This window comes from Undibacterium sp. TJN25 (assembly GCF_049339885.1).
GTDB lineage: Bacteria > Pseudomonadota > Gammaproteobacteria > Burkholderiales > Burkholderiaceae_D > Undibacterium.
Window position 1 is genome coordinate 280,587 of sequence record NZ_JBMPPM010000003.1, and the last position, 24,873, is coordinate 305,459.

20 protein-coding genes are annotated in these 24,873 nt (G+C 60.6%); 10 read left to right on the forward strand and 10 right to left on the reverse strand.

Annotated features, from left to right (window positions below):
• Window positions 1–10: 10 nt before the first annotated feature.
• Window positions 11–1,585, reverse strand: coding sequence for an ABC transporter ATP-binding protein (locus tag ACO0LO_RS08255; protein ID WP_422963728.1), 1,575 nt, complete (start codon window positions 1,583–1,585; stop codon window positions 11–13).
• Between the two features lie 396 nt (window positions 1,586–1,981).
• Between ACO0LO_RS08255 and ACO0LO_RS08260 the strand changes: the two genes are divergently transcribed.
• Window positions 1,982–3,679, forward strand: coding sequence for a methyl-accepting chemotaxis protein (locus ACO0LO_RS08260; RefSeq protein ID WP_422963729.1), 1,698 nt, complete (start codon window positions 1,982–1,984; stop codon window positions 3,677–3,679).
• 23 nt (window positions 3,680–3,702) lie between these two features.
• Here the strand turns inward: ACO0LO_RS08260 and ACO0LO_RS08265 are convergent, their stop codons facing one another.
• From ACO0LO_RS08265 to gcl, 6 genes are all read right to left on the reverse strand, one after another.
• Window positions 3,703–4,614, reverse strand: a complete 912-nt coding sequence (locus ACO0LO_RS08265; protein ID WP_422963730.1) for an urea transporter — start codon at window positions 4,612–4,614, stop codon at window positions 3,703–3,705.
• Window positions 4,615–4,806: 192 nt separating this feature from the next.
• A complete protein-coding gene (gene pyk / locus ACO0LO_RS08270) occupies window positions 4,807–6,237 on the reverse strand; it encodes a pyruvate kinase (RefSeq protein WP_422963731.1) in 1,431 nt (476 codons plus the stop codon).
• Window positions 6,238–6,347: 110 nt separating this feature from the next.
• Window positions 6,348–7,616: a glycerate kinase type-2 family protein gene (locus ACO0LO_RS08275; protein ID WP_422963732.1), complete on the reverse strand. Its 1,269-nt coding sequence runs from the start codon at window positions 7,614–7,616 to the stop codon at window positions 6,348–6,350.
• Window positions 7,617–7,756: 140 nt separating this feature from the next.
• Window positions 7,757–8,644: a 2-hydroxy-3-oxopropionate reductase gene (glxR, locus tag ACO0LO_RS08280; RefSeq protein ID WP_422963733.1), complete on the reverse strand. Its 888-nt coding sequence runs from the start codon at window positions 8,642–8,644 to the stop codon at window positions 7,757–7,759.
• A 173-nt stretch (window positions 8,645–8,817) separates the two neighbouring features.
• Window positions 8,818–9,597 (reverse strand): hydroxypyruvate isomerase, encoded by a 780-nt coding sequence (hyi, locus tag ACO0LO_RS08285; protein WP_422963734.1) that lies wholly within the window; start codon window positions 9,595–9,597, stop codon window positions 8,818–8,820.
• Window positions 9,598–9,659: 62 nt separating this feature from the next.
• Window positions 9,660–11,435: a glyoxylate carboligase gene (gcl, locus tag ACO0LO_RS08290; protein ID WP_422963735.1), complete on the reverse strand. Its 1,776-nt coding sequence runs from the start codon at window positions 11,433–11,435 to the stop codon at window positions 9,660–9,662.
• A 131-nt stretch (window positions 11,436–11,566) separates the two neighbouring features.
• On the opposite strand from gcl, the gene ACO0LO_RS08295 reads away from it, so the two are divergent.
• The 9 genes from ACO0LO_RS08295 (at window position 11,567) to kdpE (ending at window position 22,603) form a co-directional block, all read left to right on the forward strand.
• Window positions 11,567–12,475 carry a LysR family transcriptional regulator gene (locus ACO0LO_RS08295; protein ID WP_422963736.1) on the forward strand — a complete coding sequence of 303 codons (909 nt, stop codon included), beginning with the start codon at window positions 11,567–11,569 and terminating at the stop codon, window positions 12,473–12,475.
• Window positions 12,476–12,616: 141 nt separating this feature from the next.
• Complete coding sequence (locus ACO0LO_RS08300; RefSeq protein WP_422963737.1) at window positions 12,617–13,828, forward strand: serine hydrolase domain-containing protein; 1,212 nt, start codon at window positions 12,617–12,619, stop codon at window positions 13,826–13,828.
• Window positions 13,829–14,175: 347 nt separating this feature from the next.
• Window positions 14,176–14,280 (forward strand): potassium ABC transporter ATPase, encoded by a 105-nt coding sequence (locus ACO0LO_RS08305; protein ID WP_422963738.1) that lies wholly within the window; start codon window positions 14,176–14,178, stop codon window positions 14,278–14,280.
• Window positions 14,277–14,366 (forward strand): K(+)-transporting ATPase subunit F, encoded by a 90-nt coding sequence (gene kdpF / locus ACO0LO_RS08310; protein ID WP_422963739.1) that lies wholly within the window; start codon window positions 14,277–14,279, stop codon window positions 14,364–14,366. Before ACO0LO_RS08305 ends, kdpF begins: the two co-directional genes overlap by 4 nt.
• Complete coding sequence (gene kdpA / locus ACO0LO_RS08315) at window positions 14,366–16,177, forward strand: potassium-transporting ATPase subunit KdpA (protein ID WP_422963740.1); 1,812 nt, start codon at window positions 14,366–14,368, stop codon at window positions 16,175–16,177. The genes kdpF and kdpA overlap by 1 nt, the downstream gene beginning before the upstream one ends.
• Before the next feature lie 32 nt (window positions 16,178–16,209).
• Complete coding sequence (kdpB, locus tag ACO0LO_RS08320) at window positions 16,210–18,378, forward strand: potassium-transporting ATPase subunit KdpB (RefSeq protein ID WP_422963741.1); 2,169 nt, start codon at window positions 16,210–16,212, stop codon at window positions 18,376–18,378.
• 25 nt (window positions 18,379–18,403) lie between these two features.
• Window positions 18,404–18,985 carry a potassium-transporting ATPase subunit KdpC gene (gene kdpC, locus ACO0LO_RS08325; RefSeq protein WP_422963742.1) on the forward strand — a complete coding sequence of 194 codons (582 nt, stop codon included), beginning with the start codon at window positions 18,404–18,406 and terminating at the stop codon, window positions 18,983–18,985.
• Between the two features lie 100 nt (window positions 18,986–19,085).
• Entirely contained in the window at window positions 19,086–21,875 is a 2,790-nt protein-coding gene (gene kdpD, locus ACO0LO_RS08330; protein WP_422963743.1) for a two-component system sensor histidine kinase KdpD, read from the forward strand.
• A complete protein-coding gene (gene kdpE / locus ACO0LO_RS08335) occupies window positions 21,872–22,603 on the forward strand; it encodes a two-component system response regulator KdpE (protein ID WP_422963744.1) in 732 nt (243 codons plus the stop codon). Before kdpD ends, kdpE begins: the two co-directional genes overlap by 4 nt.
• Before the next feature lie 202 nt (window positions 22,604–22,805).
• Here the strand turns inward: kdpE and ACO0LO_RS08340 are convergent, their stop codons facing one another.
• The 3 genes from ACO0LO_RS08340 to ACO0LO_RS08350 all read right to left on the reverse strand — a co-directional run bounded on the left by ACO0LO_RS08340 (window position 22,806) and on the right by ACO0LO_RS08350 (window position 24,851).
• The gene (locus ACO0LO_RS08340) at window positions 22,806–23,441 is read right to left on the reverse strand and encodes a hypothetical protein (RefSeq protein ID WP_422963745.1); all 636 of its coding nucleotides are present in this window, start codon (window positions 23,439–23,441) and stop codon (window positions 22,806–22,808) included.
• A gap of 84 nt (window positions 23,442–23,525) precedes the next feature.
• Window positions 23,526–24,131, reverse strand: coding sequence for a MarC family protein (locus ACO0LO_RS08345; protein WP_422963746.1), 606 nt, complete (start codon window positions 24,129–24,131; stop codon window positions 23,526–23,528).
• 69 nt (window positions 24,132–24,200) lie between these two features.
• Window positions 24,201–24,851, reverse strand: a complete 651-nt coding sequence (locus ACO0LO_RS08350; RefSeq protein ID WP_422963747.1) for an AAA family ATPase — start codon at window positions 24,849–24,851, stop codon at window positions 24,201–24,203.
• Window positions 24,852–24,873 lie beyond the last annotated feature (22 nt).

Below are 24,873 nucleotides of genomic sequence, written 5' to 3' on the forward strand. Positions count from 1 at the left end.
TGCAGACGATTTATTCAGCACTGGCCAGCTCCCCGGCAACGGTGCTCATGCTGCTGCCTTCCGCGTCCCACAGTCCGCTCATCCATAATCCTATCTGTTCCCGCGTTGCTTTCCGGCTGGTGATGGACGGCGATAGCTTTCCCTTGGCGATGACATGCAGCCGGTCACACAGGTGGAACAGCTCATCCAGCTCTTCAGAAATGATCAGTACCGCGCAGCCGGCCTCTTTCAGCAGGCGTATCTCGTGGTGGATCTGCGCCGCCGCACCGACATCCACGCCCCAGGTAGGCTGGGCAACGATGAAGACATCCGGTCGGCGCATGATTTCACGGCCGACGATAAATTTTTGCAGGTTGCCGCCGGACAGGCTGCGAGCCAGTGCCGCCGGGCCGGAGGCCTTGACGCGAAAACGGCTGATGATGTCGCCGGCTGCCTGCACTGCATGCCGGAACCGTATCATGCCGTTGACGACGAAGGGTGGCCTCTGGTGCGACAGCAGCATATTGTCGGCCAGGCTCATGTCCGGCACGGCGCCGCGGCCCAGGCGTTCTTCCGGCACCAGGCTCTGGCCCAGTGCGCGGCGCGCGTTCGGCCCCTGGTGACCTACTGCCTTGCCTTTCAGCACGACCATGCCCGGGCTGGCGCGCCGGTCTTCACCGGATAACGCCGCCAGCAGCTCCTGCTGGCCGTTGCCGGATACGCCGGCGATGCCGACAATCTCGCCGCTGCATACTTCCAGGCTGATGCCATCCAGCGGCGTCGCAAATGCATGCGCGCGTGGCAGGCTCAGGCGGCTGAGCTGCAGCCGGACTTCGCCGGGCACATGCGGCGCGGGGGCCGCTTCCTGTTCGGGTTCGGCGCCTATCATCAGGCGAGACAGGCTGGCGGCAGTTTCTTGCGATGGATCGCATTGGCCGGTCACCTTGCCGCCGCGCATGACGGTCGCGGTATGGCAGAGTTCGCGGATTTCGTCCAGCTTGTGGCTGATATACAGGATGCTGCAGCCTTCATCCGAAATCTTGCGCAGCGTGACAAACAGCTTCTGCACTGCCTGCGGCGTCAGCACTGACGTCGGCTCATCCAGGATCAGCAGCTGCGGCCGGGTCAGCAGCGCGCGGACGATCTCCACCCGCTGCCGTTCGCCGACCGACAATGTATGCACGTGCCGGTGCGGTTCCAGCTCCAGCCCGTAGTTCTTGCCGGTCTGCTGTATCTGCTGCGCCAGTTCCGCCATATTGACGCCCGCAGGCAGGCCCAGCGCGATGTTTTCCGTCACTGTCAGCGTATCGAACAGTGAAAAATGCTGGAATACCATGGCGATGCCCAGCTTGCGTGCATCCTGCGGCGTGGCGATATGTACTTCAGCACCATTCCAGCGCACCGTCCCCGCATCCGGCTTGACGGCGCCGAAGATGATTTTCATCAGCGTCGATTTGCCGGCGCCGTTTTCGCCCAGCACCGCGTGGATCTCTCCGGGAGCGACCGTCAGGCTCACATTGTCGTTGGCGACAACGGCCGGATAGCTCTTGCAGATGCCGGACAGTTGCAGTCGGGGCGGAAGCGTCGTATTGGACGTGGCGGACATGACGGGTATGGGACTTTCAGGTCTGTTTAGGGTTGAGAGTAGGGGCAAGCGGTGCACCTGCCGTCATCGATACATGATGCTCAATATGCTCATTCCATTATAAGTTGTGCAAGGCTGTTACCAGGTAAATACGCTAAATGATTCATAAGATAGTTGTGAACCTGCCGCGCCTGGATAGGCCTGCTGGCCGAAAACAGAACAAGAGCAAGAATTGCTCCAGGCAAAATCTTTACATTGTGTGGGTTTGATTGTTAAAAATCGATAAATAGAAAAGCATGCCGGAGGCTGCGTGATATGGTTGTGCCATAGCAATGTATCGTCTCTGGCACGTCCCGTGCATAGTTTTCTGTCGCCCCACCCGCCGATTTCGTAACGCCAGCCAACAAGGTGACCCGGATGTTCAAAAATACCACCATTAAATCCCGCCTCATTTTTGTCATTGCCTTCCTGTCTGTGCTGCTTGCTGCTATCGGTCTGAGCGGCCTGTACAGCCTGGGCACGACCAATGCGTCGCTGAAAACCCTGTATGAAGACCGCCTGATTGCGCTCGGCCAGTTGGATGCGGTCGCGCGGCTGATGAACCGCGAGCAGCTGGGCGTGGCCAAGGCGATGACGCAAGATCCGGCCATGCTGGACCAGCACGCCGGCGATGTAGAGAAACTGATGGAGCAGGGCGACAAGATATGGGCTGAATATCTGGCCACCTACCTGACGCCGGAAGAAAAGAAACTGGCCGACCAGTACACGGAAGGCCGCAATAAATTTTCCAGCGAGGGTCTGAAGCCCGCGCTGGCCGCGATGCATGGCAAGGACGTCGCCAAGGCCATCGAATTGATGAACGGCACCATGAGCCGGCTGGCCGTGCCGCTGTTTAGCAATATGGATGCGCTGATCAAGGTGCAGCTGGACGTGGGCCAGAGCGAATATACGAAATCGCAGCAGAACTTCAGCACCTTCCGCATGCTGTCCATTACTGCCATTGCGCTGGGCCTGTTGCTGGGCGTGGTAGTTGGCTACTGGCTGATACGCAGTATTTCCGAGCCGCTCGATTATGCGGTCCGTATTGCGCAAACTGTCGCCGGCGGCGACCTGACCCAGGATATCATCGTCGATTCCACCAACGAGACAGGCAAGCTGCTGCAATCGCTGAAGGAAATGAACGACAGCCTGATCACGACCGTATCGGAAGTGCGCCTCAGCACCGACACCATTGCGACCGCATCCGGCGAAATCGCCAGCGGCAACCTGGATCTGTCGCAGCGCACTGAGGAACAGGCCTCCAGCCTGGAAGAAACCGCGTCCTCGATGGAAGAGCTGACGTCCACCGTGCGCCAGAATGCCGATAATGCGCGGCAGGCCAACCAGCTGGTGGTGTCCGCCAGCGACTACGCGACCAAGGGCGGCAAGGTGGTAGAGCAGGTTGTGGATACGATGGGCTCGATCAAGGAAAGTTCGCGCAAGATCGTCGACATTATCGGTGTGATCGACGGGATTGCCTTCCAGACCAATATCCTGGCGCTGAATGCGGCCGTGGAAGCGGCACGCGCCGGTGAGCAGGGCCGCGGCTTTGCCGTGGTGGCCTCCGAAGTGCGTAACCTGGCGCAACGCGCAGCGGGTGCAGCCAAGGAAATCAAGGAACTGATCAACGATTCGGTGGAAAAAGTCGATGTCGGCAGCAAGCTGGTGGACGATGCCGGCGTATCGATGAATGAGATCGTGACATCGGTCAAGCAGGTGGCCGACATCATGAGCGAGATCGCCGCTGCCAGCAGCGAACAAAGCACCGGCATCGAGCAGGTGAACCAGGCCATCACGCAGATGGACCAGGTCACGCAGCAAAATGCGGCGCTGGTCGAAGAGGCCGCTGCCGCAGCCGCCAGCATGCAGGAACAGGCTGCCAAGCTGGCGGAGGTCGTCAGCGTATTCAAGCTGGTGCAGAATGTGCAAGCCGCTCCCAGGGCTGCGAGTGCCCGCGTCAGCCCGCCGGTGCAACTGAAACAGCCCATGCTGGCCGCGAGCCGCCCCGCAGCCAAGGCAGCGCCTGTAAAAACTGCCGGTACGAAGGCTTCCAGCGACGATTGGGAAGAGTTCTGATCTTTCCCCAGCCTTGGTGTCAGCTACCGGAGCTGTGCCGCATGCGGCTGCTCCGGCAGTGCTGCGAATGCCCGTTCTTCGCGCGTGCTTCTTAATACAACCCAGCATGCGGCGACAAACGGCAAGGTAAATACCCGCAGCTCAAGGCTTGCGCACAACAGGCCGATGCCGGCTGTGGCGGCAATACCGCCGATACGGCCATTCAACCCGCGCCGGTTTTCAGTCAGGCAGATGGCGCTCAGCATGCAGTTGAGCGTAATGCCCGTCAGGTAGGCATCCAGCCCCGTACCCGGCGTGCTGGCGCACCATACGGACAAACCCGCTGCCACTGCCCAGACTGCTGCCTGCCTATGCCGTCGCGTTACAGCGGCCAGCACCAGCAGGCCTGCAACGGGGCTGTCCAGGAAACTGGCCTGCGCAAAAGCGTGCAGGACAAAAGCGGGCAAAGTGTGATGATTCCCCTCGTTACCACCGGCCTCCACCATCTGCAATCCGGCCAGCGGCCCCAGCCAGTTCGCCAGCAGCATTACTGCAATGAAAGGCGATGTCAGGACCGGCAATCCTCCTTTTTGCCGCAACACGCGTGTGGCCACCGCGCAAAACACGCCCGCGACGCCAATCCATAGCAGCAAGGCCAACCCCGGCTGGAAACCGGCCGCCAGGCCTGCGCCGCTCAAGGCAGCGTTGTAGCCGTATATGCCGTTGGCGATATCCGTGCGCGGCGCCCTCAGCGCCAGTGCGCATAGCGTGGCGGTGCCGAGGGCCAGGCATGCGGCGAAGGCCATTTGCGGCGCGGCCGCGTACATCAGTGTCAGCAGTGTCGCACCGGTGAATACGGAGCGCTGGCAATAAATCTGGGAAAAGCCGTGCAGCACAACATGGGCCGCGATGAGGGGTTTGGGGCGGGGCGGACAGTCTATTTTGTTTGTATCCATAGGCATTTCGGTCAATTAAGGGAAAGCCGCGCCATTGATGAGGGTCAAATGTGCCTGGCGAACCAAGAAGGTAGCCTGGATGGAGCGTAGCGCAATCCGGGAGATGTACCGATGGCCGATGGAACGCACCCGGATTACGCTACGCTCCATCCAGGCTACAGGTGTCGGTAGTTCAAGATTGTCGTTGAAATGTCAGGCAATTTTTGGCGGCCATACTTCCGCGATGCGCAATAGATTGGTCGTGCCGGGTTCGCCAAAGGGCATGCCGGCGGTAATCGTCAACTGATCCCCAGGCACGGCAAAACCTTCCTCCAGTGCAGTGCCGCAGGCGGCCGCGACCATTTGTTCTACATCGTGCACGCGGTCGCTGACGGTGGAATGCACGCCCCATACCAGCGATAGCCGGCGTGCCGTGGACAGTTGCGGCGTAATGCTGAGGATGGGTGCAGAGGGCCGCTCGCGCGCTGCCCGCAGGCTGGTGTGGCCGGAGGTCGTATAGGTGACGGTCGCCACCGCACCGATGATTTGCGTAACGCTGCGCAGGGCCGAGCAGATCGCATCGCCGCGGTCGGCGCGCGGTGTTACCTGCTGCGCGTCCAGCATATTGCGGTAGAGCGGGTCTTTTTCGACTTCGCTGATGATGCGGTTCATCATTGCCACCGCCTGTACCGGGTAGGCGCCGCTGGCCGATTCTGCCGACAGCATCACCGCATCGGCGCCATCGTAAATGGCACTGGCGACGTCCGATGCTTCGGCACGTGTCGGCACTGGCGCGGAAATCATCGATTCCAGCATCTGGGTGGCGATGACGATGGGCACGCCGTGCGCGCGGCAGCTGCGCAGGATACGCTTTTGCGCGCCGGGCACTTGTTCCGGCGGCAATTCCACGCCGAGGTCGCCGCGCGCCACCATCACTGCATCCGACACCTGTACGATTGCATCCAGCTGGCGCAGCGCTGCCGGTTTTTCCAGCTTGGCCAGCAGGCCGGCGCGCTGGCCGATGAGGGCGCGCGCTTCCAGCATGTCTTCCGGCCTTTGCACGAAGGACAGCGCAATCCAGTCTGCCCCCATGTCTAGTGCGAATTCCAGGTCGCGCCTATCCTTGGCCGTCAGTGCGGGGATGGGTAATACCGCATCCGGTACGTTGACGCCCTTGTGATCCGACAGTGCGCCGCCGTTGATAACGCGGGTGCGGATGGCGCTGCCGTCGCTGTCCAGCACTTCCAGCTTCAGCTTGCCGTCGTCCAGCAGCAGCGACTGGCCGGCGGTGATGACAGCAAACAACTCGGGATGCGGCAGGCACACGCGTTGCCGGTTGCCTGCCGCCGTATCGCTGTCCAGCGTGAATTCATCGCCGGCCAACAGCGTGACCCTGCCTTCCGCGAACTGCCCTACGCGCAGCTTGGGCCCTTGCAGGTCGGCCAGAATGGCAATCGGCCTGCCCAACGTTTTTTCGATGTCGCGCACGATGCTGCAGCGGGCCTGGTGGTCGGCATGCGTGCCATGGCTGAAGTTGAAGCGGAAGACATCGGCGCCTGCTTCAAACAGAGCCTGTATCGTGGTCCGGTCGTCGCTGGCAGGACCGAGGGTAGCGACAATTTTTGCTTTACGTAGACGGCGCATAGGAATGTAGGTGTAGTTAGAGGAAATTGCGGGCGATGCAGGGCCTGGCCCCACGCCGAAACGGGGAGATGGCGCAGGTCAGACCCTGCATGCTGCAAAAAAAAAGGAAGTTAGATAATCAGGATTGCGCGGAAATCATTGACATTGGTGCGCGTGGGGCCGCTGACGATCAGGTCGCCGAGTGCATCGAAAAAACCGTAGCCGTCATTGTTTTCCAGCAGGTTTTTCGGCCGTAGCTGCTGTGCTTCGGCGCGGGCCGCGGAGTCCGGCCCATACACCGCGCCGGCATTATCTTCGGAGCCGTCTATGCCGTCGGTATCGCAGGCCAGTGCATAGATGCCGGGGTGGCCGTCCAGCGTCACCGCCAGGCTCAGCAGGAATTCCGCGTTGCGGCCGCCGCGGCCGGTGCCGCGCACGGTCACCGTGGTTTCACCGCCGGATAAGACTACACAGGGTTTGCTGAAAGGCTGGCCTTTGCCGGCAATCTGTTTTGCCAGCGCCGCATGCACGATGCCGACATCGCGCGCCTCGCCCTCTATGCCGTCGGACAGGATATAGGCCGGCAGGCCTACCGCGAGGGCTTTTTCCGCGGCCGCATCCAGTGCATGCTGCGCGGTGGCGATGATATGGTGTTCATGCTTGCTGAAGCGCGGATCGCTGGACTTCGGTGTTTCACCGGCGCCGGAACTCAGGTGCTGTTCTATATTGGCCGGCACTGCGATAGCGTATTTGCGCAGTATCGCCAGTGCCTGCTCGCAGGTGGTGTCGTCCGGCAAGGTGGGACCGCTGGCGATGATGCCCGGTTCGTCACCCGGCACATCGGAAATCAGCAGGGTCACCACGCGCGCCGGTGCGCACGCCAGGCCCAGGCGGCCACCCTTGATGGCAGACAGGTGCTTGCGTACGCAGTTCATCTCGCCTATCGCCGCGCCACTTTTCAGCAGCGCCTTGTTGATTGCCTGTTTCTGTTCCAGAGTGATACCTTCCGCAGGCAGCGCCAGCAGCGCAGAGCCACCGCCGGAAATCAGGCACAGCACCAGATCGTCCTCCGTCAGTCCCTGTACCATTTGCAAGATGCGCCCGGCGGCCTGCTGGCCGGCGGCATCCGGCACCGGATGCGCGGCTTCCACGACTTCGATGCGCCTGCAGTCGGCGCCGTGCCCGTAGCGCGTCACCACCAGGCCGGACAATTCGCCCTGCCAATTGTCTTCCACCACCTTGGCCATTGCTGCAGCGCCTTTGCCGGCGCCTATGACCAGCGTGCGCCCTTTGGCGGGCGGCGCAGGCAGGAAGGCGGGCAGGCATTTTTGCGCGCTGACGGCATCTACCGCCGTGTCATACAGCTCGCGCAAGAATTGTTTGGGTTGGGCAATGGTCATGGTTCAGCCTGAAAATGAATGGGAAGCGGGGCGCCAGCGCAATAGCATACCGCGTCCTTGCAAAATTGGCCGGATATTGGTCCGGCTTGAATCTGCGCCTAGGCGTCAGCTAAGCGCTTATTTATGTACCTGATTATGTACTACGCTTGCGCGATGTCATGGTTGGACATCAGCTCTATCGCGCGGCACAGTGCGGAATGGTCGAGCCCGCTCAAGCCATGCGCGGCGCAGGAGTTCATCAGTTCCTGCGCGGTAGCGGTGTTGGGCAGCGACACGCCCAATGCCTTCGCCCCTTGCAAGGCCAGGTTCAGGTCTTTCTGGTGCAGTTCTATCCTGAAACCAGGGTTGAAGGTGCGCTTGACCATGCGTTCCCCATGCACTTCCAGGATGCGCGATGCGGCAAAACCGCCCATCAGCGCCTGCCTGACCTTGGCCGGGTCGGCGCCTGCCTTCGATGCAAACAGCAAGGCTTCGGCGACGGCCTGGATATTCAGCGCAACGATGATCTGGTTGGCCACCTTGGTGGTTTGTCCATCGCCGTTACCGCCCACCAGCGTGATGTTTTTGCCCAGCAGCTCAAACAGCGGCTTCAACGTTTCAAATGCGCCCTCCGGCCCGCCGACCATGATGGTCAGCGACGCCGCCTTGGCGCCGACTTCGCCGCCGGAGACAGGCGCATCCAGGTAGTCGCAATGGAGTGCATTGATGCGTTTGGCAAACTCCTTGGTGGCGATCGGTGAAATCGAACTCATGTCCACGACGATCTTGCCTGCAGCCAGGCCCGAAGCGACGCCGTTTTCACCGAACAGCACGGCCTCCACATGCGGCGTATCCGGCACCATGATGATGACGATGTCTGACCGCTTGGCGACTTCAGCGCCGGACGTGCAGACGGTGGCGCCGCCTTCTATCAGCGTGTAAGGCGGGTTTTTCTGGTCATGCAGGTACAGCTTGTGGCCGCCGCGCTGCAGGTTTTCCGCCATCGGCGCGCCCATGATGCCCAGTCCTATGAATCCTACTTTTGCCATGTTGTACTCCAAATGTATGCAATAAATGAGTGAGTCAGCTAGAGTTCGCAAGTTGATACCGTAGGTTGAGCTTCCGCCCAACATCACCGCACATCAGCGAGCTATCTTTTATCCAGCAGCCGGTGGTCGTTTGGAGATTGTTGGGCTGAAGCCCAACCTACGGGTTGCTGCTCCTATAGGCCATGTGCCGCGCGCCAGCCCAGCCCTTCTACCGTGCCGTTCTGCGGCTTGTATTCGCAGCCTATCCAGCCGTCGTATTTCAGTTCGTCCAGCAGCTTGAACAGATAGCGGTAATTGATTTCGCCGGTGCCGGGCTCAAAACGGCCGGGATTGTCGGCCAATTGCACATGCCTGATCAGCGGCAGGTTGGCGCGCAGCGTATTCGCCAGTTCGCCCTCCATGCGCTGCATGTGGTAAATGTCGTACTGCACGAAAATATTGTCGGAACCGGTCGCCTTGATCAGTTCCACCGCCTGCCGCGTGCCGGACAGAAAAAAGCCGGGGATGTCGTAGGTATTGATAGGCTCCACCAACAGCCGTATGCCGGCTGCTTTCAGCTTGTCCGCGGCGAACTTCAGGTTATCTACCAGGGTTTGCTGCGCCAGCTCGCGGCTGATGTTTTTCGGCTGTATGCCGACCAGGCAGTTCAGCTGTTTGACGCCCAGCACCTTTGCATATCGGAGCGCATCGCCGACGCCATCCTGGAACTCGCCGACCCTATCCGGATGACAGGCGATACCGCGTTCGCCGGCTTCCCATTTTCCAGCCGGCAGGTTATGCAGCACCAGGTCCAGCTGATACAGGTTCAGCTTGTCGGCGATCTGGTCGGCGTGGAAAGCGTACGGGAACAGGAATTCGACGCCGCGAAAACCGGCGCGGGCGGCAGCCTCAAAGCGTTCCAGGAACGCCAGTTCATTGAACAGCATCGTCAGGTTGGCGGCTAGTTTGGTCATGATGTTTTCCTTGGCGCGGGCCTGCTTGCCCGCGCATGTGTCGTTTATGTGTTACAGATGAATCAGTCCAGCAGGGCCACCGCAGTAGGTGCATCGTGTTTGCCTTCGGCCAGCGGTTCAAACTCATTGATGGCGTTGATTTCGGTGCCCATCGCAATGTTGGTGACGCGCTCCAGGATGATTTCCACCACGACCGGTACCTTGTATTGCTGCATCCACGCACGTGCCTGCTGTATTGCGGGCACGATGTCTTCATGCTTGAGCACGCGTATCGCCTTGCAGCCCAGGCCTTCGACCACGGTGACATGGTCGACGCCGTAGCCGTTCAGTTCCGGAGCATTGATGTTTTCAAACGCCAGCTGCACGCAGTAATCCATATCGAAGCCGCGCTGCGACTGGCGGATCAGGCCCAGGTAGGAATTGTTGACGACAATATGCAGGTAAGGCAGCTTGAACTGCGCGCCCACGGCAAGTTCTTCTATCATGAACTGGAAGTCGTAGTCGCCGGAGATGCCCACCACTTCGCGTGACGGATCTGCCGCCAGTACGCCCAGCGCGGCCGGTATCGTCCAGCCCAGCGGGCCCGCCTGGCCGCAGTTGATCCAGTTGCGCGGGCCGTATACATGCAGGAACTGCGCGGCGGCGATCTGCGACAGGCCGATGGTGCTGACATAGCGGGTGTCGCGGCCAAAAGCCTTGTTCATCTCTTCATACACGCGTTGCGGCTTGACCGGTACTTCATCGAAGTGGGTACGGCGCAGCATCGTGCGTTTACGCTCGTGGCAATCGGCCGCCCAGGCAGAGCGGTCTTTCAGCTTGCCGGCCGCCTTCCATTCCTTGGCGACTTCAATGAACAGCCTTAGCGCCGCGCCGGCATCGGAAACGATGCCGTAGTCGGGGCCGAATACGCGGCCTATCTGCGTCGGCTCTATATCCACATGCACGAATTTCCTGTCCTTGGTGAACACCTCGACCGAACCGGTATGGCGGTTGGCCCAACGGTTGCCTATGCCGAGCGCAAAGTCGGAGGCCAGCATCGTTGCATTGCCATAGCGGTGGCTGGTCTGCAAGCCCACCATGCCGGCCATCAGCCTGTGGTCGTCCGGTATCGTGCCCCAGCCCATCAGAGTGGGGATCACGGGTACGCCGGTGATTTCGGCAAACTCCACCAGCAGCGTGGACGCATTGGCATTGATGATGCCGCCGCCTGCAGTGATCAGCGGGCGCTCGGCGTCGTTCAGCAGCGTCATTGCTTTTTCTATCTGCGCACGGGTGGCCTGTGGCTTGTAGACGGGCAGCGGTTCGTAGGTGTCGGGGTCGAATTCGATTTCGCCCATCTGTACGTCGAACGGCAGGTCGATCAGCACCGGGCCCGGGCGGCCGGAGCGCATCAGGTGGAAAGCCTGCTGGAATACGCGCGGCACTAAAGCCGGTTCGCGCACCGTCACCGCCCATTTTGTAACGGGCTTGGCAATCGATTCGATATCGACCGCCTGGAAATCTTCCTTATACAGGCGGGCGCGGGGCGCCTGGCCGGTGATGCACAGGATGGGGATGGAATCGGCCTGTGCCGAGTACAGGCCGGTAATCATGTCGGTGCCGGCCGGGCCGGAAGTGCCGATGCACACGCCGATATTGCCTGCCGCCGCACGCGTATAACCCTCCGCCATGTGCGATGCGCCTTCGACATGGCGCGCCAGGAAGTGCTGGACGCTGCCGCGCTTGCGTAGCGCCGAATAGAAAGGGTTGATCGCCGCACCCGGCACGCCGAATGCCTGGCGGATGCCTTCTTTTTCCAGTACGTAGACGGCTGCTTCAGCCGCGGTCATTTTTGCCATGATGGATCTCCTGATAGGTATGCGTCATTGTTGGATTAGATCGTAATGGCAAACTTATTGTTTGATAAGAGGATAAAAAATCGTATTATTCAATACTTGAAGTATGGAATGCGTGAGCGAAGGGTTGCAAGATGGACAAGCTGAAACAGATAGAAGCCTTTGTGGATGTCATTGAGCAGGGCAGCCTGACGCGCGCCGCGCTGGGGCAGAACATCACGCCGGTGATGCTGGGCAGGCGCATCGACGCGCTGGAAAAGCGTCTGGGCGTGAAGCTGATGCACAGGACCACGCGCCATTTGCGGCTGACCGAGGAAGGTACGGTCTTCCTCGACCATTGCAAGAAGCTGCTGCATGAGCTGGACAGTGCGGAGAAAATCATTTCAGAAGGTCGGCACAAGGCCACCGGCCATCTGGTGGTGTCAGCGCCGGCGGCTTACGGCCGCAAGCACGTGGCGCCGCATGCGCCAGGTTTCCTGGCCGAGCACCCGGATGTGCGCATCTCCTTTAACCTGACCGACCGTGTGGTGGACCTGGTGCGCGAAGGCTACGACTTCGGCATTCGCATAGGCGGCGCGATCGACCCCAGCTTTGTCGCTGTCAAGCTGGCCACCAATCGCCGCGTGGTGTGCGCTACGCCGGATTACCTGCGCCGCAACGGCGTGCCGCATACGCTGGACGACCTGGAAAAACACAATTGCCTCGCCTTCAATCTACAGGGAGGCCAGCAGCGCGGCTGGTATTTTCAGCAAAATGGCAAACCGGTTACGCTCAGGGCCAACGGCAACCTGGACTGCAACGACGGCGAGCTCTTGCACCGCTGGGCCTGCGAAGGCCTAGGGTTGGCCTGGCGTTCCACGTGGGAGATACAGCCCCAGCTGGCCTCCGGCGAGCTGGTGACGGTGCTGGACGACTATGCGCTGCCGGATTACAACATCATGGCGGTGTACCCGCAGCAGCGCAACCTGCCGGCCAAGGTAAGATTCTTTATCGACAAGCTGAAGGCGGTGTATGCGCAGCCGGGATATTGGATGCAGGGATAAAAGTCAGGCCAGGTGATCGCGCTATACGCAACAAAAGCCGGCATCAATTCGCGAATGCGTGGATTCGGTGTTGCAGTGTTTGCAAAGTAGAATACGGAATAAACGCTTTCAACAATAATCAGATTTGAACGGAGATGCACTATGCAGGCAGGCGGCAAAACTTACGACTTCAGCGCGGTACATGGCGCAATGCAATCCTATGTGGACAGGGACCTGCTTGCCGGCGTGTCGTCCGCCGTGCTGGTAGGCCGCGAGCTGGTGGATGTGCATGCTGCCGGCTGGGCCGACAAGGAAAACGATATTCCGCTGCGCACCGACCACCTGTTCCGCATATTTTCCAATACCAAGCTGGTGACGTCCTGTGCAGTGCTGATGCTGATGGAAGAAGGCAGGCTGAAGCTGGACGATGCGATCGACATCTATATTCCGCAACTGGGAAACCGCCGTGTTCTCAGGCCCAAGCCCGCTGACATAGACGATACCGAGCCGGCGGCATCGCCCATCACGGTGCGCCATTTACTGAGCCATACGTCGGGCCTGGGATATGGATTCCTGAATCCCGGCAGCGTCATCGACAATGCGTATAACGGACGCAAGGTCATGAATCCGGCGCAGACGCTGGAACAGATGATGGACGTGCTGGCGGAACTGCCGCTGAGTTTTCATCCAGGCACCCGCTGGGAATATTCGATTGCCACCGATGTACTGGGTCGCCTGGTGGAAGTAGTCAGCGGCCAGCGTTTCAGCGATTTCCTGCAGCAGCGTATATTCGACCCGCTTGGCATGGCAGATACCGGTTTTGTGGTACCGGCGGACAAGCTGGACCGCCTGGCCGCCTATTACGCAGGCGGCGACATGTTCAACCCGATGAAGCCGGGACTGAAACGGTTGGAGAACGCCCCTTTTCCTGGCGCTTTTGTCACGCCGATACCGCGCCAGTCCGGCGGCGGCGGCCTGGTGTCCAGCCTGCCCGACATGGTAGCCTTGATACGCAGCCTCATCCTGGACGATAAGAATGCGGGCGGCAAGGGCGAGCCCACGCTGTTGAAGCCGGATACGATAGCGCAGATGATGGGCAACCAGCTGGCGCCGGGCCTCAGCATCGGTTTCCCCGGCATAGGGCCGGTACCGGGCAAGGTGTACGGCCTGGCCGGCGCGCTGACGGTGCAGCCGTCTTCGCTGGACCCGGAAGCGTCCGCCGGCACCTTCGAATGGGGTGGCGTCGCCGGCACCCACTGGTGGATATCGCCGCAGCACAATCTGGCGGGTGTGCTGATGACGCAGCGGCAGATGGCGTTCTGGCACCCGTTTTCGTTTGAGTTCAAGCGCCGCGTGTTCAGCGCCATGCTGTAGCACCGTCGCCGGTTGCCTGATATTGAATACTCTGCATCGCGAATTTGCAGGCCGCCCCGGCGGCCTGCAAATCCTTTCCCCCTCCCTTAGGCATCAATAGCGATAGCCGGCCGATGGCCAGCCGGTCGTTAGCCAATCCCAAGCTGATCCTCCTCCGGTAACTCTTGCGGCGGCGCCGGTCAGCACCGGCGCGTGGTGCTTCTTGCCGTTCCGGCATCCATACTCCCGTTTTTTCGATTTTTTTACGCAATTTTTACGGTTTGTTTACACCGGCGCGGACAGTCTTTACAAAATCTTTAGACCCTTCTGACTATTCTTCTCAGTGTAAAAAAACCACGGGGGTAATCATGGATGTTTGGATGGATGTGCTGTATGTGGGCGGAATAGCGGTGTTTTTCCTGCTGATCTGGGCCCTGGTGCTGGGATGCGACAAATTGGGAGGCAAGGCATGAATACCTTCTACGTGATAGGCGCAGTCGTGTCTGCCGCCCTGTTTGTGTACCTGGTGATCGCTTTATTGAAAGCGGAGGAACTGTAATGACTACGCAAGCCATTGTGCTGTTGATTTTTTTCCTGGCCGTGCTGCTGGCCCTGTCTTACCCGCTGGGCCTGTTCATTGCCCGCATCGCCGACGGCGATGCCAGGGTGCCTGGTTTCGGCTGGCTGGTCTGGCTGGAAAAAGGTCTGTACCGCGTTGCCGGCGTCAAATCCGGTGAAGGCATGGGCTGGAAAGGCTATGCCATCGCACTGCTCGCTTTTAATACCGTTGGCGCCCTGGCCACCTATCTGGTGCAGCGCGTGCAGCTATGGTTGCCGCTGAATCCTCAGGCTTTTGGCAACGTCAGCCCCGATTCGTCCTTCGATACCGCCGTCAGTTTTGTCGCCAATACCAACTGGCAGGGTTATGGCGGTGAATCGACCATGAGCTATTTGACGCAGATGCTGGTGCTGGCCGGCCAGAACTTCTTCTCGGCCGCCACCGGCATTGCCGTGGTGTTTGCGCTGATACGCGGCTTCTCGCGCAACTCCGCCAAATCCATCGGCAATTTCTGGGCCGACATGACGCGCGCCACGCTGTACCTGCTGTTGCCGCTATCGGTGATCTTTGCGGTATTCATGGCCGGCCAGGGCGTGATCCAGAATTTTTCCGGCTACAAGGATGTCCAGCTGATTGACCCCGTTACTTATAGCCAGCCTAAAGTCGGCGCAGACGGCCAGCCGCTGAAGGATGCCAAGGGCGCTCCCGTCATGGAAACGCTGACCACCAAGACCCAGACCCTGCCCATGGGCCCGGTCGCTTCGCAGGAAGCCATCAAGATGCTGGGCACCAATGGCGGCGGTTTCTTCAACGTCAATTCTGCCCATCCGTATGAAAATCCGAATGCGCTTGTCAACTTCTTCCAGATGATCGCAATCTTCCTGATCCCGGCCGGCCTGTGCTTCACTTTCGGCCGCATGGTCGGCGACATGCGCCAGGGCTGGGCCGTTCTGGCCGCAATGACGGTGCTGTTCATCGGCATGACGCTGGTGGTCATGTATTCGGAACAGCAGGTGCATCCGGCTCTGGCATCGATGAACGTGGACCAGGCCAGCAGCATATTGCAGTCCGGCGGCAATATGGAAGGCAAGGAAACCCGTTTCGGCATCAGCGCTTCCTCGCTGTTTGCGGCGGTTACCACGGCAGCCTCCTGCGGCGCCGTCAATGCCATGCATGATTCGCTGATGCCTATCGGCGGCCTCGCTCCGCTGGTACTGATGCAGTTCGGTGAAGTGGTATTCGGCGGCGTCGGCTCCGGCCTGTACGGCATGCTGGTGTTCGCAATTCTCGCGGTGTTCATCGCCGGCCTGATGATAGGCCGCACACCGGAATACCTGGGCAAGAAGATACAGGCTTTTGAAATGAAAATGACCTCCATCACCATTCTCGTCACTCCGGTGCTGGTGCTCGCGGGAACGGCAATCGCGGTAATGGCCGATGGCGGCAAGGCCGGCATACTGAACCCCGGCGCACATGGTTTTTCGGAAATCCTGTACGCATTTACCTCGGCGGCCAACAACAACGGCAGCGCCTTTGCCGGCCTGAGCGCGAATACCCCTTTCTATAACGTCATGCTGGCGATAGCGATGTGGTTCGGCCGTTTTGCGATGATCGTTCCCATCCTGGCGATTGCCGGTTCGCTGGCGTCCAAGAAACGCCTGGAAGCCAATGCCGGCACTATGCCCACCCACGGCGGAATGTTCATTTCGCTGCTGATAGGCACCGTCGTACTGATCAGTGTGCTGAACTACGTGCCGGCGCTCGCGCTGGGCCCGATAGTCGAGCATTTGCAACTCAGTGTTTCGCACTGAGCACACCAAGCACACTTAGCTAAGGAAATTTCATGTCTACTACCAGTGTACAAAAAAATGCCGGCGGCACTACCGCCGCCGTAGCCAGGTCGGGCTCCGCTGTTGCGGAAGATCCCGTGCTGTCGCGCCGCGAACGTCTGTCGCTGTTCGATTCCAGCCTGATCGTGCCCGCCATCGTCGATTCGTTCAAAAAACTCGATCCGCGCACGCAATTGCGCAGCCCGGTGATGTTCGTCGTCTATGTCGGCAGCATCATCACGTCGGCGCTGTTCGTGCAGTCGCTGACCGGCAAGGGTGAGGCCAGTTCCGGCTTCATCCTGGCGATCTCCATCTGGTTATGGTTTACCGTGCTGTTCGCCAACTTTGCCGAAGCGCTGGCCGAGGGCCGTAGCAAGGCCCAGGCTGCGTCGCTGCGCGCGCTGAAACAGACCGTCATCGCCAAGAAGCTCGCCACGCCCAAGCATGGCACGACGTGGCTGCCGGCTTCGGCCGCCGACCTGCGCAAGGGCGACGTGGTGCTGGTGGAAGCCAATGACGTGATCCCCATCGACGGCGAAGTCATAGAAGGCGTTGCCACCGTGGACGAGAGCGCCATTACCGGCGAATCCGCACCGGTCATCCGCGAATCCGGCGGCGACTTTACCGCCGTCACCGGCGGCACCCGCGTGCTGTCCGACTGGCTGGTGGTGCGCGTGACCTCCAATCCCGGCGAAGCCTTCATCGACCGCATGATCGCCATGGTGGAGGGCGCCAAGCGTCAGAAAACGCCGAATGAGGTTGCTTTGACCATCCTGCTGGTGGCACTGACCATCATTTTCCTGTTAGTGACGGTCACCTTGCTGCCTTTTTCGCTGTTCAGCGTAGAAGCCGCCAAGGCTGCGGGCGTGGCAAGCTCGCCGATCTCGATCACCGTACTGATTGCACTGCTGGTCTGCCTTATCCCCACCACCATCGGCGGCCTGCTGTCGGCCATCGGCGTGGCCGGCATGAGCCGCATGATGCAGGCCAATGTGATTGCCACCTCAGGCCGCGCAGTGGAAGCCGCAGGCGACGTGGACGTGCTGATGCTGGACAAGACCGGCACCATCACGCTGGGCAATCGCCAGGCGTCCGAATTCTATCCTGCTCCCGGCGTGTCGCAGCCGCAGCTGGCGGATTCGGCACAGCTGGCTTCGCTGGCCGATGAAACGCCTGAGGGCCGCAGTATTGTCGTGCTGGCAAAACAGCGCTTCAACCTGCGTGAACGCGAAATGGGCGCGCTGAACGCGCAGTTCGTGCAGTTCACCGCGCAGACCCGCATGAGCGGCGTCGATATCGGCGAACGCGTCGTGCGTAAGGGCGCCGCCGATTCCGTCAAAAAATACGTGGAATCCCTGGGCCGTCCTTTCCCCGCAGAGGTGTCCAAGACCGTGGACGACATCTCCCGCCGCGGTAGCACGCCGCTGGTCGTCGTCGATGACGGCAAGGTCATGGGTACGATAGAGCTGAAGGACATCGTCAAGGGCGGCATCAAGGAACGCTTTGCCGAACTGCGCCGCATGGGCATCAAGACCATCATGATTACCGGCGACAACAAGTTGACCGCTGCCGCCATCGCCGCCGAAGCCGGTGTCGATGATTTCCTGGCCGAAGCCACGCCGGAAGACAAGCTGAGGCTGATCCGCAGCCACCAGACCGAAGGCCGGCTGGTCGCAATGACCGGCGATGGCACCAACGACGCACCGGCGCTGGCCCAGGCCGACGTTGCGGTGGCGATGAGCTCCGGCACGCAGGCGGCCAAAGAGGCAGGCAACATGGTGGACCTGGATTCCAACCCCACCAAGCTGCTGGAAATTGTCGAAATCGGCAAGCAGATGCTGATGACGCGCGGCTCGCTGACGACCTTTTCCATCGCGAATGACGTCGCCAAGTATTTTGCCATCATCCCGGCGGCGTTTGTCGGCACCTATCCGCAGCTGAAAGCGCTGGACGTGATGCACCTGACCAGCCCTTCGTCGGCGATCATGTCGGCGGTGATCTTCAATGCGCTGATCATCGTGTTCCTGATACCGCTGGCGCTGAAAGGCGTCAAATACCGAGCAATCGGCGCGGCCCTGCTGCTGCGGCGCAATTTGCTGATCTACGGCGTGGGCGGCATCATCCTGCCTTTCGCGGGCATCAAGCTGATCGACGTCGTTCTGGCCCTGCTGCACCTGGCCTGATCAAAGAACCTAAGAGGAAACCATCATGAGTTCAATAAGTGCAAGCATCCGCCCCGCAGTCGTGCTGTTCGCCGGCCTGACGCTGCTGGTCGGCGTTGTCTACCCGTATGCGGTCACCGGCATCAGCAAGGCTGCCTTTGCCGACCAGGCGGAAGGCAGCATCATCCTGCGCGACGGCAAGCCGGTAGGCTCGTCGTTGATCGGCCAGTCTTTTTCATCGCCGAAATACTTCTGGGGCAGGCCTTCCGCCACCGGCCCCATGCCCAACAATGCCGGTTCGTCCAGCGGTTCCAACTTTGGGCCGACCAATCCCGCGCAGATCGACGCCGTCAAAGGGCGGATCGATGCGCTGAAAGCGGCCGATCCGTCCAACACCGCTAAAATACCGGTGGACCTGGTGACGGCGTCCGGTAGTGGCCTTGATCCTGAAATCAGCCTGGCGGCAGCGTATTATCAGGCGCCAAGGATAGCGCGTGAGCGTAAAATGACGCTGGAAGGTGTTCTCGCGCTGGTAAACCAGCTGGGCGAACATCCTGCGCTCGGCTTCTTCGGTGAACCGAGAGTGAATGTGCTGGCGCTGAACCTGGCGCTGGACAAGAAACACTAGCGTTTTAGTAAAAGATCAGTCAAAAATCAGAAATCGCATCCCCGCTACCGCAAGGGTCGGGGAGCTTAACAGCCCCAAGGCGAGGATATAGACAGAACCCATGGCCATCAGCAGCGACCAGCGACCGGACCCCGACGTATTGCTCGCTCATGTGCAGGCGCAGGAGCGTCGTGCCATCCGCGGCAAGCTGAGGATCTATTTCGGCGCATCGGCCGGCGTCGGCAAGACGTATGCGATGCTGAGCGCGGCGCGCAAACTGGTGGCGGATGGCCAGCAGGTGCTGATCGGCGTTGTCGAGACCCATGGCAGGGACGAGACGGCGGCCTTGCTGGAAGGACTGGAATTGCTGCCCGCGAGGCAGATCACCTACCGCGATAAAACACTGTCCGAGTTCGACATCGACGCTGCGCTGGCATTGCAGCCCGCGCTGATACTGATGGACGAACTGGCGCATTCGAATGCGCCCGGTTCGCGCCATCCCAAACGCTGGCAGGATGTGGAAGAACTGCTGGATGCCGGCATCGACGTGTTCACCACCGTCAATGTGCAGCATCTGGAAAGCCTGAACGATGTCGTCGGCGGCATCACCGGCATACGGGTGGCCGAAACCCTGCCCGACACCGTCTTCGACGAGGCCGATGAGGTCGTGCTGGTGGATATTCCCGCCGACGAACTGCTGGCCCGCCTGAAAACCGGCCGTGTATACAAGGCACAGCAGGCAGAGCGTGCGGCGAGAAATTTCTTCCGCAAGGGGAATCTGATCGCCTTGCGCGAACTGGCGCTGCGCCGCACTGCGGACAGGGTGGAAGACGATGTCCAGGCCTACCGCATAGAGAAGTCGATCAGCGCGGTATGGAAGACCGATGCCGCGCTGCTGGCCTGTGTCGGACCGCGTGTCGATGCCGACCACCTGATCCGCAGCGCTGCGCGTCTGGCCAGCCAGATGAATGCAGTCTGGCACGCCATCTACATAGAAACCCCGGCGCTGCAAAAACTGCCTTCGGCACAGCGCGAACGCATCCTGAAAAGCCTGAAACTGGCGCAAGATCTGGGCGCCAGCACGGCGGTGCTGGCGGGCAGCGACATTGCCCAGGCCATCGTCGATTATGCACGCGGCCAGAATTTTTCCCGCATTGTCATGGGCCGCAGCTCGCTGAACCTGCCATGGCGGGAGCCGCACATGAAGCGCATCGCCGCCTATGCGCCGGATATCGATCTGATCGAAATAGGCCGTGCTGCACAGGACAGGGCGGCAGACCAGGAATCGGTATCCTCTTCTACGCCGCGTGCCAAAGGCTTGGTCGAGAAAGTGTCCACTGCCCGCATACCGCCGCGCCAGCTGCGCTACGTGTTTGCGGGGCTGGCCAGCCTGGGCACGGCACTGATTGCCACGCCCTTGCTGCAGTATTTCAACCTGGTCAATATTGCGATGCTGTTCCTGCTGACCGTGGTGCTGGTCGCGGTCAAGTTCGGCAGGGGGCCGTCGGTCATGGCGACCGTGGTCGGGGTGTCGGCCTTCGATTTCTTTTTTGTGCCGCCGCGGTTTTCCTTTGCCGTCAGCGACTTTCAATACACGCTAACCTTTGCCGTCATGCTGGTCGTGGGGCTGATCACCGGCCACCTGACGGCCGGGCTGCGCTACCAGGCCAGGGTGGCGTCGCATCGCGAGTCGCGTTCACGCGCACTCTATGAATTTGCACGCGACCTGTCCGGCGTTTTGCAGGCCGAGCAGATTTCCGATACCACGCAGGCCATCATACAGCGTGCCTTCCGCGCTACCGCAACCTTGCTGCTGCCGGATGACAGCGGCCGCCTGCAGCCGCCGTCTCCTGCGATTGCCGGGCTGGACATGGGCATCGCCCAGTGGGCGTTCGACAAGGTGGAGACCGCCGGCATAGGCACCGATACGCTGCCGGCCAGCAATTTCTTTTACCTGCCGCTGGTAGCGCCCATGCGTACCCGCGGCCTGCTGGCGATACAGCCGGAAAACCGCCGCTGGATACTGATCCCCGAACAAAGGCAGCAGCTGGATACCTTTGCCGCGCTGGCGGCCATCGCGCTGGAGCGTGTGCATTACATTGAGGTGGCGCAGGATGCGCTGGTGCACATGGAGTCGGAAAGGCTGCGCAATTCGCTGCTGGCTGCACTGTCGCACGACCTGCGCACGCCGCTGACTTCGCTGGTCGGCATTTCGGAATCGCTGGCGATGTCGAAACCGCCGCTAAGCACCGCGCAGCAGCAAATGGCACAGGCCTTGCATGACGAAACCCTGCGCATGAGCGCGCTGGTGGCCAACCTGCTGGACATGGCCAGGATACAGAGCGGGGAAGTAAAACTGAACCTGCAATGGCAGCCCTTCGAGGAAGTGGTTGGCAGCGCGCTGCGCGCCAGCGGTTCGCAATTGACAGCGCACCAGATTATCACCAGGCTGGATCGTGACTTGCCGCTGATCAGTTTTGATGCGGTGCTGATAGAGCGCGTGCTGTGCAATCTGCTGGAAAACGCCGCCAAATATACGCCGCCTGGCTCGCGCATCACCGTCAGTGCCGAGACCAGCGGCAGCCTGATCAATGTGATGGTGTACGATAACGGACCCGGCTTGCCGCCAGGCCGCGAAGAAGCCATCTTTGAAAAATTTACCCGTGGCGAACGCGAATCGGCCAAGCCGGGCGTCGGCCTGGGCCTGGCGATCTGCCGCGCCATTATTGAAGCGCATCACGGCAGCATCCAGGCAGGACTATCGCCCGAAGGTGGCGCCTGCATCGTATTTTCCCTGCCGCTGGGCACGCCCCCGGCTATGCTTGACCTGGATGCCATGGACGGCAGCTATGCCGCTGTTGACGTCCGCGGTGCGGACGCCGCCCAACCCCATTACCAGATACAGACATGACAGAAGCTACTTCAAGCGCGGGCGCAGCAGGCGCCCCCTCCACCCCCACCGCCTTGCTGGTGGAAGACGAACCACAGATACGTCGTTTCGTACGCAGTGCGCTGGAAGAAGAGGGTTGGCAGATTTTCGAGTCCGGCAACCTGCAGCGCGGCCTGATCGATGCCGGCACCCGCCAGCCCGACCTGATCATCCTGGACCTCGGCCTGCCGGATGGTGACGGCGTGGATTTCATCCAGGACGTGCGCAAATGGTCCAGCGTGCCCATCATCGTGCTGTCGGCCAGGGTTAGCGAAGCCGACAAGATCAGGGCGCTGGATGCGGGCGCCGACGACTACCTGACCAAGCCCTTCGGCGTCGGCGAACTGCTGGCACGCGTGCGTGCGACTTTCCGCCGCCAGCGCCAGCCCGGCATCAGCCTGGACGGCGTCGTGCAGTTCGGTGAAGTAAAAGTAGACATGAAGGCTCGCCTGGTGACCAAGGCCGGCCAGATGGTGCACCTGACACCGACTGAATACCGGCTATTGACAGTGCTGGTGACCAATGCCGGCCGGGTTGTCACCAACCCGCAGCTGCTGCGCGAAGTTTGGGGGCCGTCGCATTCCGAGAGCGGGCATTACCTCAGGATCTATATGGGCCATTTGCGGCAAAAGCTGGAAGACGACCCTACGCAGCCGCGTTATCTGCTGACGGAAACAGCGGTGGGGTATAGGCTGATGCTGCCTGTTTGAGCATATTTACGTGACCTTGCAACGGCTGTAGCCCGGGTGGAGCGTAGCGCAACCCGGGGCACGGCTCATGGCTGAGCCTTCGGCTTTCGATGATTACGTGCGTTTTACATGAGCTTATATCTGCTCGGACATCCCCGCCTGCTCCCGGATTTCGCTACGCTGCATCCAGGCTACTTTTCTCCTTTTTTGGGAGAGGGCGCAATCAGCACTTATAAATCGCCTTATACAAAGCCGTCAACGGCGCATCATTCGCCGCCAGCCCCTGTTGTTGGGCGACGTGCAGGTGGATGAAGCGGATATGGGCGACCTTGTCGGACAGGCGCGAGATAATCGCCTGTGCGGCGAGGCTGTCGACATCGTCGACGATTACTAGTACCGGCAGGGCAGGGTTCCAGGAGCGGGCCGCGCTGATGCGCTGGATCAGCCTTTTCTGCCTGTCCTGGTTCCAGGAAGCGGTCTGTATCGCAAATACAGCCAGCCCTGTTGCTGCCAGCACATATAGCGAATCCTCATGCTGCAGCCGTGGCATGTCGATAACGACGTCGTGGTACCGTTCCCTGGCGTTTGCCAGTTCGTCGGCGATTTCTTCCACTGCCAGCTTGCGGCCTCGGGCGCCGGCTTTCATATCGGTTGCCAGCCATGCGCAATCGTCGCTGCCCTTGCGGTGCTGGTTGGGCTGCTTGTCCGGAGTTTTCTGGCAGATCAGCAAGACATTGCGGCCGGCATTGGCGCGGCGGCTCGCCAGCGATCTGGCGATGGAACCCGCAGTTGTTGCGGATGAGGGGGGGGAGCCGGCCGGTATGGCGGCGGCTTCCTGCGAAGCGATGGTGAGTATCATGATTGTAGAGTGGTAAGTGAAGCGGCAATACAATAAAGCGAGGTTCCAGAGGGTTGAATTTTTCCGGCGATGCTCGGTTGATTTTCAGCCGATGAAGTATTGGTGCGAGCCTGTCAGGATGCGGTCTACTGCAATCGCCGTCAGCAGCAGGCCCATCAGTTTTTGTACGCCGCCCACGGCCATGGCAAAGCCGAAGTGGTGCTGCAGCCGGCGACATGCCTGCATCAGTGCGGCGCACACCAGCACCGCGCAGGACAATGCGCCGGCCATCTCCAGCCAATGCCCCTGCTGCGTGGCGCTCAGCAGTAGTACGTTGGCCATTGCGGTTGGGCCTGCGGCCGCCGCCAGCAGCGAGCTGGGCGCTTCTGCCGGCGAACGGGTATCCTTGCTGGAAGGGCGCGAACCGGAAAACACTATGCTGATTGCCAGCAGGAACAGGATCAAACCTGAGCTGACCTGTACGCTGGCGATGGATAGCGAAAACCAGTGTATGACGGTCTGCCCCAGCAGGCTGATTCCCAGCAGCAGGAATAGCGACCAGAAGCAGGTTTGCAGTATCATCAAGCGGTTTCCGCTGTTGCTGGCGGGTCCGCCTGCTACAGTCTGGTCCGGCCGCAACGCATATACACAAGCCAATGGATTCAGCACCAGCAGCAGGATCAGGAACGCAGGAAGGAAATGGTTTTGCATGGTTTTGTTTAATGCGTATTGGCAGGCGCAAGGCACTTCAGCCATTCCACCGTCCGACCGTTCAGCCGCTCAGCTGTCAAACACCTCGCTGCACAGCTCTTTCATTTCGCTGATGGCGTCCGGGTCGGCCGGCTGGTATTCGCATACCGACAGGCCGCCCTGGAAAGCCTGGCGCAACGCACTGCCGGAATGAATCAGCGTATCGAACAGCCGTGCCGAAGGTATCCGGGCGACAAAGTCCCTGGCGACGGCAATTTTCTCTGCGGCGGGATGCTGCTCGCTGCTGATGATGACGGCCAAAATGCGCAGCCGGGGATTAAAGAGACGGGCGGTTTCTATGCGCGCCAGCAGTTTCTCTTCATTCAGCTGCTCCAGGCGCTCCAGGTCTACCGGGATGATCGCCACGTGTGCGGCGATCAGCGCAGAGCGGCTGCCCAGCGAATCGCGCGACTCGGTGTCGATGACGATGTCGTTGTAGCGGTAGCCCAGGTTTTCCAGTTCCGGCTGCAGGCCCTTGCCCGTGATGGAGCGTGCCGCGACCTGAGGGTACATGCCGCCGCAGTTCGCTGCGCGTTCGCTGCTCCAGTCCACAGAAGCATGCTGCGGGTCGTTGTCCAGCAGCAGCACCTTGCGGCCTGCCGCGCTGCGCAGCGCCGCAAGATTATCGGCCAACATGGATTTGCTGGCGCCGCCGGATTCATTGGCAATGGTAATGATCATGATCGTTCAGCTTTCTTTTTTT

Bases quoted from the DNA above. Each gene is read 5' to 3' on its own strand.
- ACO0LO_RS08255 (WP_422963728.1), bottom strand. From the start codon at position 1,585: ATGTCCGCCACGTCCAATACGACGCTTCCGCCCCGACTGCAACTGTCC.
- ACO0LO_RS08260 (WP_422963729.1), top strand. From the start codon at position 1,982: ATGTTCAAAAATACCACCATTAAATCCCGCCTCATTTTTGTCATTGCC.
- ACO0LO_RS08265 (WP_422963730.1), bottom strand. From the start codon at position 4,614: ATGGATACAAACAAAATAGACTGTCCGCCCCGCCCCAAACCCCTCATC.
- pyk (WP_422963731.1), bottom strand. From the start codon at position 6,237: ATGCGCCGTCTACGTAAAGCAAAAATTGTCGCTACCCTCGGTCCTGCC.
- ACO0LO_RS08275 (WP_422963732.1), bottom strand. From the start codon at position 7,616: ATGACCATTGCCCAACCCAAACAATTCTTGCGCGAGCTGTATGACACG.
- glxR (WP_422963733.1), bottom strand. From the start codon at position 8,644: ATGGCAAAAGTAGGATTCATAGGACTGGGCATCATGGGCGCGCCGATG.
- hyi (WP_422963734.1), bottom strand. From the start codon at position 9,597: ATGACCAAACTAGCCGCCAACCTGACGATGCTGTTCAATGAACTGGCG.
- gcl (WP_422963735.1), bottom strand. From the start codon at position 11,435: ATGGCAAAAATGACCGCGGCTGAAGCAGCCGTCTACGTACTGGAAAAA.
- ACO0LO_RS08295 (WP_422963736.1), top strand. From the start codon at position 11,567: ATGGACAAGCTGAAACAGATAGAAGCCTTTGTGGATGTCATTGAGCAG.
- ACO0LO_RS08300 (WP_422963737.1), top strand. From the start codon at position 12,617: ATGCAGGCAGGCGGCAAAACTTACGACTTCAGCGCGGTACATGGCGCA.
- ACO0LO_RS08305 (WP_422963738.1), top strand. From the start codon at position 14,176: ATGGATGTTTGGATGGATGTGCTGTATGTGGGCGGAATAGCGGTGTTT.
- kdpF (WP_422963739.1), top strand. From the start codon at position 14,277: ATGAATACCTTCTACGTGATAGGCGCAGTCGTGTCTGCCGCCCTGTTT.
- kdpA (WP_422963740.1), top strand. From the start codon at position 14,366: ATGACTACGCAAGCCATTGTGCTGTTGATTTTTTTCCTGGCCGTGCTG.
- kdpB (WP_422963741.1), top strand. From the start codon at position 16,210: ATGTCTACTACCAGTGTACAAAAAAATGCCGGCGGCACTACCGCCGCC.
- kdpC (WP_422963742.1), top strand. From the start codon at position 18,404: ATGAGTTCAATAAGTGCAAGCATCCGCCCCGCAGTCGTGCTGTTCGCC.
- kdpD (WP_422963743.1), top strand. From the start codon at position 19,086: ATGGCCATCAGCAGCGACCAGCGACCGGACCCCGACGTATTGCTCGCT.
- kdpE (WP_422963744.1), top strand. From the start codon at position 21,872: ATGACAGAAGCTACTTCAAGCGCGGGCGCAGCAGGCGCCCCCTCCACC.
- ACO0LO_RS08340 (WP_422963745.1), bottom strand. From the start codon at position 23,441: ATGATACTCACCATCGCTTCGCAGGAAGCCGCCGCCATACCGGCCGGC.
- ACO0LO_RS08345 (WP_422963746.1), bottom strand. From the start codon at position 24,131: ATGCAAAACCATTTCCTTCCTGCGTTCCTGATCCTGCTGCTGGTGCTG.
- ACO0LO_RS08350 (WP_422963747.1), bottom strand. From the start codon at position 24,851: ATGATCATTACCATTGCCAATGAATCCGGCGGCGCCAGCAAATCCATG.